This window comes from Deinococcus cellulosilyticus NBRC 106333 = KACC 11606, from assembly GCF_007990775.1.
Taxonomy (GTDB): domain Bacteria; phylum Deinococcota; class Deinococci; order Deinococcales; family Deinococcaceae; genus Deinococcus_C; species Deinococcus_C cellulosilyticus.
In genome coordinates this window covers 53,041-67,704 of the sequence record NZ_BJXB01000012.1, presented here as the reverse complement: position 1 = coordinate 67,704, position 14,664 = coordinate 53,041, and the positions used below count along the sequence as shown (strand labels likewise).

The window sequence follows — 14,664 nt, the reverse complement described above, 5'->3', positions numbered from 1 at the left end:
CCAAACGAAAACCCCCAGGATGTGCCGTGTCTGGCAGCATCCCGGGGGGATCGTTGGTTTCAGTGTACTACTGTTTCAGGGTGACCGTCTTGAAACCTGCCAGTCCAGAAACAGAGAGCCTCAGGATGTCTCCAGCTGCCAAAACGTAGGGGGCAGTGGCAGCAGAGAAGCTTCCCCCACCATCGGTGCTTTTCTCCACGGTCAGAGTGCCGGTCCCACCCTCCAGGGCAGTCAGGGTGTACGTCCGGTCTGCCAGAAAATACCTGTTCCCATCGGCTTGCCATTCATAAGGGAACGAATACGACTGGTTCAACACAGGACTGGGCACACTTCCTTCCAGGGTGATGTGACTCGCAGTGTCCCGATAGAACTTTAGGATGGGTGCACCTGGGCCAGAGAGCACGGGGTACCCGTCACTGTCCAGGGTCACCCCTGGATCTGATGCCTTCAGGATTTGCAGGGTGCCCACACTTTGTAGCATGGCATCGGTGATGGTGGTGGCAGACACGGGGTCCACATACGTTCGATTGACAGTGACAGGTGTGGTGTCACACAGCAGGAGGGCTTTCTCTCCTACTGGTACTCCAGTGACAGACTTGGTTTCATCGATGATGCGCACCACGCTCTCCCCATCCATGGTGACCCCTGCATAGGATTGCACCCTGAGGGTGGTGGTGCCTGCCGTGATGACCCCAGGCAGGATCACTCCACCTGACAGGTAAACGCCTTTGATCAGCACACTGAAGAACATTTCCAGCATGCTGTTGTTGTCATCCAGGTGGTGCAATTGCAGGATGCGCTGCCCGCTGGGTGTGGTGGTCAGGGTGTTCATTTTCTTGGTCAGGATCATGGGGTACCTCCGTACACTGCGAGACCATACCGGGCCTCACCGAACGCTGCTGTCTGATCCAGCGCAGAAACATCCACCATCTGCACGGTGATGGTGCTGCTGCCACTGCTGCCACCTGGTGAGTGCGCTTCGCTGTAAGACCAGTCCAGCACTGTGCCTGTTCTGCCGTCTGGTAAAACCACAGGTTTCCCGATGTGGTCAGGCCTGACCACATATGGTGCAACCTGCCCCAGAGAAACCTTCCTCAGGGGGTTCATGTGCGTCATCACAAAGGACAACGCCATGTTGTTCAGGGTCTCCTGGTCATCAATGAAGAACACCCCAGTGTTCAGGGTTTTCTTCCTGAGGCCATACGCCTCCCTGGACTCCGCGATTCCCGGCAAGTCCGTTTTGTCTTCCAGGTAGGACCCTGTGCGGGTGACATTGTTCTTCAAATACCGTGTGCCTGTGGCGGTCAGTGCCCACTTCCATGCGAGATACCTGTATGTGATGGCATCCGGCCACAACCCCACGTAATCCAGGATGTTCACGGCAATGCCTTTCAGTTTCCCTCCATCCAGGACAGCACGGAAAGACAAATGCGCATACTGCCGCACAGGGAAACCAAAGGGGCCGCTGATCACCCACTCAAACTCCCAGGTCACCACACTCCCATCAAGGGGCAAGGTGAATTCATCGGTGTGCTCCTGGGTCTGGCTGCCGCTCCCAAAACCGTTGTACTCGTAATAGATGGTGTTGACCGTGTGAATCTGGATGCTGCTGCCCCCAATGATGACGTCAGGGTCCACATTCCACATCACCCCACCACCCAGATTCTGCTTGTCCCCTGGGGGTTCCCACACGTCCTCATCGGTGGTCAGAAACGCGGGCGGCATGACGTCCTGATCCTCCACAAAGGTGTAGCCCTGTGATTCCACACTGCAGGCATTGAACACCCCACTGGCATCCACATCCTCACTTTGTTCCGGGGTCAGGTCGCTGTCCGTGAGCAGGAGTGCAGGGTAGATGTTCAGGAAACTGGGGGCCACAATGTCCAGCTCATTCAGGCTGTTCACCCGGAACACATAACCAGGGAAGCACTCAAAGAACTGGGACAGGATGTCATAAGCACTCAGGGAATCCTGATCGTCAGGGTCCAGGGCCAGCATGCGGATGGATGGCAAAAAGAAATCCAGAGGGTCATCCGGGCTTGAGGTGCGGAAGTAGAACTCCACGGTGGTGGCTGCAGGGGACAGGGAAATCCACGGGAACTGCTGCTGCCACTGCCCGATGATTTCAGCCAGTGCCTCCCGTGGAGTGAACCCTGCCCCTCCATTGTCACTGGGCCTCAACCCCGGGTAGATGCGGGTTAACCTGCTGAGCAAGGTTTCCCCCTGCACCTGCACCAGGTCCCCCTCCTTGCGGGTGGTCACCGGATGGTAGGTGTACAGGGGATCAGGGTCCACTTCCAGACTGACAGTTCTGGGTGTGGCAGTGCTGACCTCTTCGGTGGTGGGGAACGTCAAACTGATCTGGTGATCCACGTACAATCCACTGATGGACTCACTGAGGGTCACACTCACCGGGTCATTGGTCATGGGATCACCACCCCACTGCCCCTGGTGATGACTGTGCCGCATATGTACAGCACCAGGGTGATGTCCTCTCTGGTGCGAGCCACAGTATAAGACGGCATCACCAGTGCACCCGTGGCAGTCACAGTATTCTGATCGGCTCCCAACTGTACCACCTCCTGCCATGTGGCCCGCACCAGTTGCGGGGTGGGGTCAGCGATGCACACATACGTCCCCGCCCGGGTACGTTGCTGGTTCACATTCCGGGACAGGAACGCAGAGACCGCTGCCCGAACATCCTCGGTGGGGTCACTGATGGTCCAGGTGATGTTGCCAGACTGGTCCACACTGATGCTGTCCGGCGCAGGCAGAGAGATGAGTCCGGTCCAGCCTGCCGCCCATGTCTCCAGGGTGAGTGTCTGAATCATTTGATCAGCCCCAATCGTTTCAAGGTGTCCACGGTGACATCCGATGCCAGAGTCCGAATCTCCGCACGGGTGGCCGGATCGGACAGGCTACCATTCAATGGGAACGTCACGTGGGTGTTTGCTTCATAGTGGATGTTTGGTGCACTGCCACTGGGTGTGCGGGCAGTCCCTTCTGCTGCTGCTTCACGTCCGGTTTTCGGTGGGCGCTGGATGCCGCCCCCGAAGAGCCCCCCCAGCAGACTGCCCAGCAAACCCACCCCCAGCGCAATGCCAAGAGCTGCAAGGGGGTTCCCTGAGATGATGGGGGTCAGTGCACTGGTGACTGAACTGGCGAGAGATTGCGCAATTGGCCCCAGGATGGCCTTCATCATTTCATTCATAAAGAAGTCGGTGGCTGACCCAATTGCATCTTTTAATGCTCCAGCAAGATCCCCATGGTTGATCCCTTTCACCAGAGCTGAACCGAAATCCATGATGACGTTCTCCAGGCCTGCCTTGAAGGATTCAGGGTCAAACCCAGCATGCTTGCCGTCCAGGTCATTCAACTGACTGGAGATACCTGCAATGGCGTCCTGGGCATTCTTCACGACGGCAAGTTGCTTGGCATAGGCCTCACTGGTCTTGTCTGTGATGGTATTTAGGGTGAACAGGGCCATGGCAAGTTGATACTGCCAGTAGCGTTTGGCCTCTTCCAGCTGGGCAGCATAGCCCTCCTTACTGAGGGTTCCCAGTTCATATTGGGTTCTGGCAATTTCCAACTGGGTGTCCCGAATGTTGGATTGCCGTTCCCAGAAATTCTCTGAACTGGTGGCCGCATCATCCAGGGTTTTTTTGTAAATGCGCCACAAACTGGTGAGGGCTTCCACCGGCACACCCAGAGCGGTTAGCTGTTCAATGATACCCTCGATTTCTTCATCCAGTGCCTGGATGCCCTCACGGTCTGTGAGGTTCGCCATCAGGCCATCATGCCCCTGGGTGACAGCCCCATTCACTTTGGTCCAAAAATCCCTGATCAGGTCAGTAGCGGCATCATCACTGAAGGCTTTCTCCCAGGCGGCCTGCACTGTGGCTGCAACCTGGGTGCCCCCTAGACCCCTTTCAATCAGGCCATTGAAGGCCTTGCCCAGGTTGGCTTCGCTCTGCTCACTGAACTGGAAGTCCGGCCCGAACAGACCATTCAGATAGGATTGGGCCAGTTTCTCCTGCCCTCCTGATGTCAGGGATTCTTTGAACGCATCTCCCAGTGCACCCTGGATTTCCCGGAAGGCCTCGGTTCCCTCACGGGCTTTGGTGGTCAGGGCGTTCAGTTTGTCCAGGTAGGCCTGCAGGTCCCCTGTGTCGCTGTATTCGTCTTTCAGCAGTTGCAACTGGGTGAGCAGTTCTTCATTGTTCTCCAGCGCATCTCCACCAAGCGGGGACCCCTGCCCATCCCCCTCAATAAATTTAGGGATGTCGGCCAGCGCCTTGCGAGTCTGCATCATCTGGGGGGCAATCTTTCTGTACCCATCCACAATGCTGTTCAGATCAGCCATGATCTGTTTCTGCTTGTCGGAAATCACCTGATCCAGTGCGGCAATTTCTGACCTCAGGATGTTGGCAAGCTCCCCATCTCCTGAGAGCGCAGCTTCACGGAACTGGGTTGCCAGATCGATTTTACGCTGGTTCAGTTCCTCAATGGTTTCCTTGCCCAACAGGTTCTTCCAATCTTCCAGGGCAGCAGCTGCATCGCTGTCATCGATGATAGACAGGGACCGTTCCAGGGCGTCTTGTGCTTTTTTGTCTGCAGCTTCCTGATCTTTTTGTGCGTCCTCACGGGCCTTTTTGCGGTCAGCATAGAATTTTTTGACTCCATCCAGACCTTTCTGGTAGATGTCAATGATGCTTTTCTGGGTGTCTCCAATTACCTGATTGACCACATCGAGCTCTCTGGTCAGTTGTTCTGCCAGAGGTTTGTCCCCACCCAGTGCCGCCTGGGTGATCTGGTCTTGCCAGTCTGCCCGGACGGCAAGCAGTTCATCCAGTGTTTTCGTTTGAAGCCCTGCCCTCCAGTCTTCCAGAGCAGCACCAAGCTCCCTCTGGTCCTGAAAATCCAGGGATTCAGCCAGAGATTTCTGGGCATCCTCTGCTGCTTTCTGCCGATCAGCATAGAATTTCTTCAACCCCTCGAGGGCTTTCTGGTAAATCTCCAGTTGTTCCTTTTGCTTCCCAGCAATCACATCATTGACGGCAGACAACTCACGGTCCAGCTGGGCCTGCAGAGCAGGAGATTCTGCGTCCAGCCACTCTGCATTCAGGCTGTCCCTGAGAGAAATCAGGTCTTCCAGGGACCTGTCTTTCAGTCCAGCCGCCCACTCATCGAGGGCCTGATCGGCTGCCCTCTGGTCCATGTTCTCCAGGGCCTGTTGCAGGTTGGAAGCAGCAGTGGCAGCCTCATCCATGCGGGTTTTGAGGGCAGCAAGATAAGCAGTCACCCCCTCATCAGCCTTCAGCTCATTGTGGGAAACCAGGTAATTCACCAGATCAATGACGTACTGCGGGCCACGGCTTTGCTCAAACGCATCCAGGGCAGACTGGATTTCACTGAGCATGAGGGCTTTGCTTGAATCCTGGGTTCTGCTTTTGTACCACGCTTCATCCAGGTCCCCTGCCTGCTTGATCAGGTCTTGCACAGCCCTGTCACTGTCTGCCACGAATTGCTTGATGTCCTGTTTGCCCTGATCGAGTTTGGAAAGCAGGGCTTTGATGCCCTTTGCAAAGTCACTGTCTGCAGGTTGCCCCTTCAGGAAGGCAGACAGTTGTTTTTCCAGACTGGCAATGCCACCGGCGTACTCTTCGAAGGTGATTTTCCCACTGGCAAAACGCTGGGCCAACTGATCCACACGGGTGCTGTACTCATCCAGCACACTCCGCTGCTTCTTCTGCTCCAAGTCTTTCAGGGCAGTGTTTACCCTGCTGATGGTCTCCTGGGCCTTCACCCATTTTTCTGTCCCCTGGGTATTGCTCTTGGCTACCCGTTCGTTGGCATCCCTGATGGATTCCAGGCCTGCGCGGTACTGTGTCACAGTGATCAGGTTGTTTTTGTACTGCAAAGTCAGGACTTCCAGGGCAGATGCCCCTTCTTTGACCCCTCTATGCTGGATTTCCCAGGCCTTGGTGGCAGCTTCGATGGCAACCTTTGCAGCCTCATTTTTGTGGGTGAAGACATCAATGGCAGTGGAAGCAGCGGCGATACCCTCTGCTGATTTGGCAGATTTGAGAATTGCCACCAGTTCTTTTGCTCTGGGCAAGAGGGCTTGCACCTGAGCATTGGTGTACTTCAAATTATCCCCCTCATCAGTGCTCACGGGTGGGGGAGGCGTGGTGTTGGCTTTTGGAGGGGCATCTTTTTTTGGTGCAGGGACAGAGGAAACCAGTTTTTTGAATTCCTCCTGGGTCTGCTGGAGTTTGAATCGGGCCTCTTCCAACTGACGACGGGTCTCCACCATGTTCTTGTAATCTGCGGAGTCTTCCCATTTGCCACTGGTGCGCATGCGCAGCCGGGTGATCTGGGCTGCTTTGTCTGCATCTTTATAGGCCTGCTCCAATTTTTGCAGGTTTTCTTTCTGCTTGATGATGTCGTTTGTCATGTTGTTGACACGCTCGGCATTGTCCCCAAAGCGTGGCTTCAAACTGTTGATGGAGTCTGCATCCATTTGTTTCAGGAGTGCATTTGTTCCTGTGATCAGAAATTGCCAGTCTTTCCAGAGCCCAATGATTTCTTTGAGAACAGCCACCAGTGGGGGCAGCACACTCTGGTGCAAGTCCAGAATGACAGGAGCAAGCTGTTCGCCCAGTTCGCGTCGGGCATTCGCAGTCTGGGCTTCCGTTTCCTTCATGTGGCCGATCACAGTGTTCTGTAAGGTGGCTCCCAGTTTGTCAGCGGTGCCATCTGCTTCAGACAGGGACTTTTCAAAAGCTTCAATGGTGTCCACAGATTGGCCTAGAGCCAGAACCAATTTTTGCTGGGAGGAATCGAAGGCGTCACCGATTGCCTGCGCCCCTTTGCCGCCCTGCTGGAGAACTCCAGCCAAGTTCTTTAGCACCTCGGTATAGCTGCGGAATGTTCCATCACTCTTGATGATCGAGATTCCCAGCCGATCAAAGTGCTCTTTCAGTTCTTTGGGAGGGGACATCATTGTTCCAATGACCGACCCCAGCAGGTTGGATGCCTCCGCCATATCCAACCCGTTTTGTTTTGCTGTGGCAAGGGTGGCGGTCAGCTGGGTCAGGTTGATGTGGGCAGCATAGAAGGTGGCTGCATTTTCAGTTACAGCGGGCACGAGTTCAGCCAGTGAAAGCTTTGAATCCTGAGATCCTTTGGACAGCAAGTCCACAGTCTTGGCAAGGATGTCTGTGGCTTTGGAGGCATCGTTCAAATCCATGTGGAAGCCAGATGTGATGTCTGAAACAGCCTTCACCTGTTCGCCTAAGTCCAGGAAGCTGCCCTTCAAGGGGTCAATTTCACTCTTGGCAAGCTTCGCCCCACCCCGCACCAGGTTCATGGCCTGTTCGGTGCTGTAACCCGCCTTGATCATTTCTCCGGTGGCAAGGCTGAAATCAGTGTCAGAGAAGACTTTAAATTCCTCTGATAGTTGATGCAGTTTCTCTTCCATCAGGGCAATGTTCTGGGTACCTGCCAGTTGCATTTGCACCACACCCTGCTCGTATCGTGCAAACTCCTGAACAGAGTCATCGGCAAATTGCTTTGCTGCATCAATGGCCCCCTGGAAGGCGTTACTGAGGGTGTCTCCTAGGAAAGACCCGATGGTCAGATCCTTCAAGTTCCCCAGGGCGGACTCTCGGAACTCCTGACCAAAGCGATTGCCCCCGCTCTCTCCTGCCTCTGCTGCTGCATCTTCCACCGTGTCTTCGGTGCGACGCATGAGGCGTTCCATTTCATCAATGAATTCTGTTTCGTTTGCAAATCCCAGACGGTAAATCAGGTCGCCCAGAGAAAGACTGCCGCTGCTGCCTGTTGACATAAAATCCCCCCAGAGGTGCACCTTCCGATGCGCTGCCCTGGGGGGTCTCTAGGTTCAGTATACTATCAGTTCTCTTGTGCTCTGGCAGCCATAAAAACAATCAGTCCAATGATCAGGAGGATGGCTCCCCACGTGAAGGTGAAGAACATCACCAGAATGCCCAAAACAATCAGGGCAGTACCGATCATTTTGGTTTGCCGGGCCTGATCTTTACGCTCTTCCATAAACCTACGGTAGCACTTTCCTCTCAGCAGGTTTTCGTTTTACTCACATGCGATACCATCATTGTCACGATCAAGCCCTGCCCGGTACCCTGGTTGTCCCCTATAAAGAGGGGCTTTCCCTGCGGCTCGCACTTCATCACAGTTTGCGTAGTAAACCCCAGAAGTATCTCCTCCACCAACAGTTCTTGGTTGCCCACATGCCACAAGCCCCAGCAAGATGCCTACAAACAGAAGTTGTTTCATAAGTTCACTGTAATTCCTTGGTGTAATAAATGTGCAGTAAGGGAAACCCCTGAGTCATTTCGCTCAGGGGTGTTCACATCCATGTCACGCCATCCGGTGGCAGTTCATTCGGGTCCTGCATCTTGAAACCAAAGGCCTTCAGGATCGAGATCCACCAGTATTCCCCCTGTCCGTTCTCGTAATCCATCCGGTCAGCCCTGAGGCCTACGCCCATGTTGATCATGAATTCATCGCTGGGCAGTTTCAGCAGGGCAGACGGCAGCACCCCGTACCGTCTGGCAACAGTGTCAATTTGGCTGATGTTGGAATCGTTGTCGAAAAAAGGTCATCAGTTGGGCGTCCAAGCCGTTCATCTGGGCGATCACAGCAACAGCTTCAAGCGCCTCAGGAACAGTCATGTCCTCAACCTTCACCCCTTCCTCTTTCGCGCAAACCTGCACCCAGCGTTTGGCTTTCTCGCAGATCTCTTCCAACTGCTCCACAGAGATGTCCTCCCTGGGGGTGGTCTGGCTGACGGCAAACCTCAGCAGGAATTCGGGCAGCTCCTGGGTGGCCCGGGCCCACTCAACAGGAGGAAGTGGCTTCAAGGCCACTTCCTCCCCACCCACGCGGATGGTATTCTTAGGCTTCATACTCCCTCACGGTCATGAGCGCACCAGTGCCGCCGTTGGCGGTGTCATCGTAAATGCCGTTGATCGCGAAGGGGATGTCCTTGCCTTCGGGGGCGTTCAGGGTCATTGCCCCGTTCATCCCCAGGCGGCACTTGTGGATCACAGTGACCGTTTTGGTGCCGTTGGTGGCGGTCTCTTCAAACTTGCAGGTGAAGTACCTGGGGGCTGCCTGGTTCCCGATCACGATCTCACGGTATTGGGGTGCGGTCCAGGTGTAATCCACGTACACGGTGGCCCCACTGGCAATGGCCCCACCGGACAGACGGTAGATCATGCTGCGGCCTTCGGCGTCCCTGGGGATCAGCACGTAATCAGTGTTTGCCACATAGTTGGTGGCTCCACCCCCTGCAGCATTCGACACCGTGGGGGTGGTGCCAGACTTGAAGGGGTTTTTCAGGTAGCCCACACCGTTGGTGTTCAGGGTGATGGCTTCATCGGTGACAGCAGTGTCCCCCCCAGCCACTTCGGTGGTGTCGCTGTTGTGGAGCCCGAACATCCACGTCAGGTTCTGACGGGTCCATTCGCGCACGGTGACGTTGCCAGACACATCTTCACTCTGAATGGTTTCAGCCACAACCACTTCAGGGTAGCGGTCCATCTTGCGGCGCATCTGGCGGTTCAGAGTCAGGCTGGTGTTGTCCCCCAGCAGACCCATGTGGGTGAGGGCTCCCTCAGCGGTGCCATACTCACCTGCGTAAAACTTGGTGCTTTTGGGGAAAGTGACGCGGTTTCCAGAAACTACAGGCATAAGTCCCTCCTAAGGGTCAGATGTAGGTGGTGGTGATCACTGCCCGGGTCACGAGCAGGCGCGTGGGGATGTCCTGAGGGGTGATCCTCTGGTGCCCTCCCCATTGCAGGCGGTTGATGGTGGCAGGGTGACTGGAGTCCATCTGGTACTCATCGCAAACCCGCTGGAGGGCATCCAGAATGTCAGCGTGGGCAAAGATGTCAGGGGCGTACACCCACAGCTCCAGATTCCAGAGCAGGGTGTCGCGGTTGCGGTTGCTGGGGGGCTCATCGGAGAACGAGAGGATCAGCATGGTGTGGTCCTCGATGCCCTGAATCCGCACGCTGTCAGCGAGGATTCGGGCTCCATCTTCAATGGTGTTTGCCCCTGGGGTGTGACCCACCAGGGCGCACAGTTCTGGTGAGCCTTCCAGAATCTGGTACAGGGTGATCAGCACATCACTGCGTTTAGTGGGCACTCTGGAACCCCCTCAAAAATGCTGCTGGGGCGACACTCTTGCCTTTGGTTTCCACCGTGTGACGCAGGACAGAGAAGCCCACTGTGCCTGGGCGAAGGAAGGCAGAGCGGTGGGGAAGGGTGTAGGATTTGGTCCCAGCTTTGCCAAACTTGGCGGTGATGGTGCCGTTCCCATCCAGTGTGGACTTTGGCCCACCCACAAAAACACCTGCAGCCAGAAACTTTCTGGCCCGCCCACGGTTCCCTTTCACAGAGATGATCCCCACCCCATTGCGGCGCATCCAGTCGCTGATCTTGTTGACCGGGACCCAGTGGGGTTTGAAGCCCAGCTCCAGAGACACAGCGTGAGGGGCAGCACTGACGGCCACACCCCAGTAAACCCAGCCATCCCCCTGAACAGCGTGGGTGATGCTGTTTCTAAGGGTGCCGTTGTTCACATGCTGGGTGGCCCGCACCTTTGCCAGCTGGGTGAGTTCCACCGCCACAGCAACCAGACCGGCCTGCATGCGCCTGCGAAACTTGGCTTTCTCCTGCGGGGTCATGCCGCTGCTGCCACTGCTGCTCATACCCGTGCCCCCAGGTTTATGCCCCACCCACCATCAGGAGCGTGCCCCACATTGCTGACTTCATAGGTGGTGGTGGTGCCAGTCTTCCAATCGGTCACCTCAGCACGTGTGGTGGCTTGCAGAACAGTTCCGGTGGTGACCTGCAGACTGCCAGACAGTGCACCCTCCAGCGCGGCCACCTGTTGCCATGAGGTTTTTGGTGCAGAGAAACGGGCAGGTCCCTCATACAGCAGGGTGTGGGTTTCACTGGAGCGGTGCCCAGCGGTCAGGGTTTCCTGGGTGCTGTACAGTTTCACGGTGCAGTTCAGCATGTTGCACCCACCCGTGTGCGGTACCGCCTGAGGATGGCCTGAGCTTCTGGGACAGGCAGATCACTGCCAGACATGCGGCCACTGGACCAGTCCCCAATGGACAGAGAGTCATACCGGGACTTCTCAGGGTCAGAGAGGCTGAGGTAATACCCTGCCAGAAGGGATGCAGCTTTGATCACGTCCTGAGGGATGGTGGTGTAACCCCTTGTGATCTCAATCTGGTAGGTCCCAGCGTCCCAGAGACCAATGTACCCACCAGAATCTTTCTTCCACAGCTCGCATCCTTTCAGGGTGGTGGTGTAGGTGGATGCGATAGGGGAGACACTGGTCACGGTCTGAACGTCCAAGGGCAGCAGCAGAAAGTAGCTTCTGGCGTCCTGAATCAGAATGATGCTGTCTGCCACCACTGCTCCCCACTTGGCACGGGTGTAAGCCTCAATGCAGGTTTCTGCAAAGCTGATAGCCTCTGCAGCACGGGCGTGTGCAGCAGGATACCCGGCCATGGGGAGGATGGTGGTAGCAGACAGCCAGGGCATCAGTCGGTCACTTCCTCGATGTGGTATTCCACCTTGTGATCATCGAAGGCAGAACGGCTGATCACGGCAGACGTGTGACGGTCAAACCCAGAAAACCCAGGGATGACCAGGCGGCCCACAGGAGAATCAGCACCAAGGCGCACACGCACATATTCAGAGAGAGGGGCAGGATCTTCCGTCTTGGAATCACCTTGACCCTCAGAGGCTGCAGGCGTGTCGCTGGGTGAATCTCCACCCTGCTGCCCGGTGGAATCCTGATCCTGTTCTTGCTCAGGGTCTTCTGGTTTGGCATCGGGCTGAGTTTCAGTCTGCCCGTCACTGTCCTGCTGGGTGAGGGTCTGTGCATCAGGTTCCTCCACAGGGTCAGCCACCCGTTCAGGATTGCCTTCCTCAACAGGGGGGAGGGGGGTGCCTTCAACGGTGTCCACAGTGAGGGTTTGTTCCTGTGGAACTTCTGGGTGAGCGGGCTGGGTTTCGGTTGCCGTGGCAGCCTGCTTCTCCAGCGCTTCATCCAGCAGTGCCTGCAGAACTTTGTTGGACTGCTCAGGGTCATGGGCCACACCCAGGGCAGTCAGCCGTTCAATGAGTTGTGCTTTGCTCAGTTTGGTCATGGGTCCCTCAGGGATTCAGGGGGTGGAGGGCAGGTCCATGCTGCCCTCCAGAGTGGAAGGTTAAGCTGCGCGTTTCACGCCACGTCTGCGCACGATGGCAGACGGGAACTGGTAACCCAGACCGACATACTCCTGCAGTTGCAGGATGGACTTGAAGCCCCGTTCCCGCACCACTTCCATGCGGAGTTGCACAGCGTCCCCAATCATGGGGATGTCCTGATGGATGCACATGATAGTGCCGCAAATGCCTACGGCGGTGCCCTGGGTTTCACCCATGGTCAGGTGGTACACGGCATACACAGGGATTTGACGGTAGTACCCGATGGGGGTGGGCCCCACAGGTACGGTGGCCTGCCCTGCGGGGGTGGCCCCGAGGTAAGCATCCCCTGCACCGGTGGCACGGTTGCGCACCAGTTTTGCGAAGTCATCTGCAAGCTCCACAGGCAGCAGGATCTTCAGGCGGCTGGGGTTCTTGCGGAAGCGGGTGGGCATGGCTGTCACGATGCTGTCCAGCACATCCAGGGTGAAGGCGTCCCCGTTGGTGCTGGGGGTCACGGTGGTGGCCCCGGCCACCTGGTGGAGTCCAGTGAAAGCAGTGGGGTATGGGGCGATCCCGGTGCTCATGAAGAACGCAGCATCTTCCTGTTCCTGTGCAGTGCCACGCATGGCAGGCAGCAGGTTGCTGGAAACGTAACTGGTGCCCTGGGCGTTGAACAGCGCGAAGCTGTCATCGATGTTCACATAACCATCCAGGTTCTGGACGGTGATGCTGAAGGTGTCATTGTTGGGGTTACCGGCATCTGCAATGGCGGTGGTGTTGGTGTTGCGGCCCCAGGTGAAGGCCATGCCGCCACGGTCCATGCGGGGGAATTCACGGGTGACCACGCCACCCATCGGCAGGGTGCCGAACCAGTTGCGGGCGTAAATGTCGTTCTCTGGACGGATGATGAACTGACGGGCCATGTCTTCATACATCACAGCGCCGTTCGCCTCCAGGGTCAGGGCGCGCTGCTGGATGCCGTGCTGCTGCATGATGTTGTACACACGCTGCACAGCCTGAGCATCACGTTCCCGCTGCTGAAGTCCAGGCAGCACAGTGGCAGCAATGGCCTCATGCAGAATCTGCTCTGGGGTCAAGTCATTCTGGCGGGCCCGGGCATGGAACCCAGCAGCAATAGCAGCCATGGGGTTTTCAGGCTGTGCAGCCAGAGCAGACAGTGCGCGGGTCAGTTGCTCATCGGTGACCTGGGCGCGCACATCGATGTTGGGGGCAACAACCTGAGGGGTGTGCACCACAGGAGTGGCAGCAGCGGCAGGCTGTGCAGGGGCAGCGGGTTGCTCTGCAGGTTGTGCAGGAGCGACAGGTTGGGTGGTGCGAACCTCCACCACTGTCTGAGGTTGTGCTGCTTCCAGCTCCAGGCCATCCACAGTGAGGGCTTCCACTTCTGCCCGTTGCTGGGGTCGCTGGGTGACATATTCCCCCTGGGCTTTCTTCAGGGCATCGGCTGCACTCATGCCTTCCAGCACGAGTTGCTGCACACGGTACTTGATCCACTTCTTGTAATCCATAACTTCCTCCTGGGTCCGGGTGCCGATCCCGTGCTGGGTGTGCCGGGACAGGTGCGCCGCTGCCTGTGAGATGATTTGCTCTCTGGTGAGAGATGCTTCGGGTGGGATCTGGATGCTGTCAGGTTGATTCAGGACGCGCAGTGTTTCGGCAACGGCGCGCATGTCCACGTCTCTGGTGGGGGCTCGGATGTCGTGATGGGGAAACCACCTGAGGCGGTTCATCATTTCGGGGTCGGTGATTTCCCCGTTTAAAACCCGGGGATCGATGACGGCGAACGCCCAGTTGGGGAGGTCAGCCCGGAAGGCCAGAAGGTCAGCCCGTGGGACAGAGGGGAGATCCACCAGGGAGATGCCGCAAAACTCAGGGTCAGAGCTGAGGCGGTAGTACACTTCCTCACTGCTGCCATCTGCTGCCACTCTGGTGCGGGTGCCCTCAGGGAGAGGCAGGAATTCCAGGGAAGCCCCACCGATCTTGCCCGCTTCCAGTAGGCGCAAGGTTTCTGGATCGGTAACCTTGATGGTCACTTCCAACTGGGGGTTGAAGTCCACACGCAGGGCAACCCCGATCTGGGGTGAGCCTTTGATGCCCCTGAGCACGGGGATGTTGTGCTGCAGGCTGACCGTGTTGTGCTGCCGGAATCCAGGCAGCCAGTCCCCGATCAGGGATTCCACGGTGATCACAGTGCCGAAGCTGTCTCGCACCGTGTCGTTTGAACCACGACAAACCACCACGCCATCTCTCACGCTGCGAATTTCCAGCTGGATGGTGTGGCGGTCCGTGTTGACCTGTGTTCGGTTGTGAATTCGCCTGAAAAACATAAGCCCCTCCAGGTGCACATCTCTGTGCGTTCCCCTGGAGGGGTCATCTGGATTCAGT

General features: G+C 56.8%; 15 protein-coding genes. All 15 read right to left on the bottom strand.

Annotation, left to right across the window (positions count from 1 at the left end; all coding sequences use genetic code 11):
* Positions 1–67: 67 nt before the first annotated feature.
* Positions 68–850 carry a hypothetical protein gene (locus tag DC3_RS14000; protein WP_146885303.1) on the bottom strand — a complete coding sequence of 261 codons (783 nt, stop codon included), beginning with the start codon at positions 848–850 and terminating at the stop codon, positions 68–70.
* On the bottom strand, positions 847–2,427 hold the full coding sequence (locus DC3_RS13995; protein WP_146885302.1) for a hypothetical protein: 1,581 nt from the start codon (positions 2,425–2,427) through the stop codon (positions 847–849). The genes DC3_RS14000 and DC3_RS13995 overlap by 4 nt, the downstream gene beginning before the upstream one ends.
* The gene (locus DC3_RS13990; RefSeq protein ID WP_146885300.1) at positions 2,424–2,831 is read right to left on the bottom strand and encodes a hypothetical protein; all 408 of its coding nucleotides are present in this window, start codon (positions 2,829–2,831) and stop codon (positions 2,424–2,426) included. Before DC3_RS13990 ends, DC3_RS13995 begins: the two co-directional genes overlap by 4 nt.
* Complete coding sequence (locus tag DC3_RS13985) at positions 2,828–7,852, bottom strand: phage tail tape measure protein (protein ID WP_146885298.1); 5,025 nt, start codon at positions 7,850–7,852, stop codon at positions 2,828–2,830. The genes DC3_RS13990 and DC3_RS13985 overlap by 4 nt, the downstream gene beginning before the upstream one ends.
* A gap of 65 nt (positions 7,853–7,917) precedes the next feature.
* Positions 7,918–8,076 carry a hypothetical protein gene (locus tag DC3_RS29175; protein WP_186816035.1) on the bottom strand — a complete coding sequence of 53 codons (159 nt, stop codon included), beginning with the start codon at positions 8,074–8,076 and terminating at the stop codon, positions 7,918–7,920.
* Positions 8,077–8,115: 39 nt separating this feature from the next.
* Positions 8,116–8,319 (bottom strand): excalibur calcium-binding domain-containing protein, encoded by a 204-nt coding sequence (locus tag DC3_RS29575; RefSeq protein ID WP_222594766.1) that lies wholly within the window; start codon positions 8,317–8,319, stop codon positions 8,116–8,118.
* 73 nt (positions 8,320–8,392) lie between these two features.
* Positions 8,393–8,584: a hypothetical protein gene (locus tag DC3_RS13975; RefSeq protein ID WP_146885296.1), complete on the bottom strand. Its 192-nt coding sequence runs from the start codon at positions 8,582–8,584 to the stop codon at positions 8,393–8,395.
* 22 nt (positions 8,585–8,606) lie between these two features.
* The gene (locus DC3_RS13970; RefSeq protein ID WP_146885294.1) at positions 8,607–8,951 is read right to left on the bottom strand and encodes a hypothetical protein; all 345 of its coding nucleotides are present in this window, start codon (positions 8,949–8,951) and stop codon (positions 8,607–8,609) included.
* The gene (locus DC3_RS13965; RefSeq protein WP_146885292.1) at positions 8,941–9,738 is read right to left on the bottom strand and encodes a hypothetical protein; all 798 of its coding nucleotides are present in this window, start codon (positions 9,736–9,738) and stop codon (positions 8,941–8,943) included. The genes DC3_RS13970 and DC3_RS13965 overlap by 11 nt, the downstream gene beginning before the upstream one ends.
* 16 nt (positions 9,739–9,754) lie before the next feature.
* Entirely contained in the window at positions 9,755–10,195 is a 441-nt protein-coding gene (locus DC3_RS13960; protein ID WP_146885290.1) for a DUF1795 domain-containing protein, read from the bottom strand.
* Positions 10,185–10,760, bottom strand: a complete 576-nt coding sequence (locus DC3_RS13955; RefSeq protein ID WP_146885288.1) for a hypothetical protein — start codon at positions 10,758–10,760, stop codon at positions 10,185–10,187. The genes DC3_RS13960 and DC3_RS13955 overlap by 11 nt, the downstream gene beginning before the upstream one ends.
* The gene (locus DC3_RS13950; RefSeq protein WP_146885286.1) at positions 10,757–11,071 is read right to left on the bottom strand and encodes a hypothetical protein; all 315 of its coding nucleotides are present in this window, start codon (positions 11,069–11,071) and stop codon (positions 10,757–10,759) included. The genes DC3_RS13955 and DC3_RS13950 overlap by 4 nt, the downstream gene beginning before the upstream one ends.
* Complete coding sequence (locus DC3_RS13945) at positions 11,065–11,607, bottom strand: hypothetical protein (RefSeq protein WP_146885284.1); 543 nt, start codon at positions 11,605–11,607, stop codon at positions 11,065–11,067. The genes DC3_RS13950 and DC3_RS13945 overlap by 7 nt, the downstream gene beginning before the upstream one ends.
* Positions 11,607–12,218 (bottom strand): hypothetical protein, encoded by a 612-nt coding sequence (locus tag DC3_RS13940; protein ID WP_146885282.1) that lies wholly within the window; start codon positions 12,216–12,218, stop codon positions 11,607–11,609. Before DC3_RS13940 ends, DC3_RS13945 begins: the two co-directional genes overlap by 1 nt.
* A 60-nt stretch (positions 12,219–12,278) precedes the next feature.
* The gene (locus DC3_RS13935; RefSeq protein WP_146885280.1) at positions 12,279–14,606 is read right to left on the bottom strand and encodes a hypothetical protein; all 2,328 of its coding nucleotides are present in this window, start codon (positions 14,604–14,606) and stop codon (positions 12,279–12,281) included.
* Between the last annotated feature and the right edge of the window lie 58 nt (positions 14,607–14,664).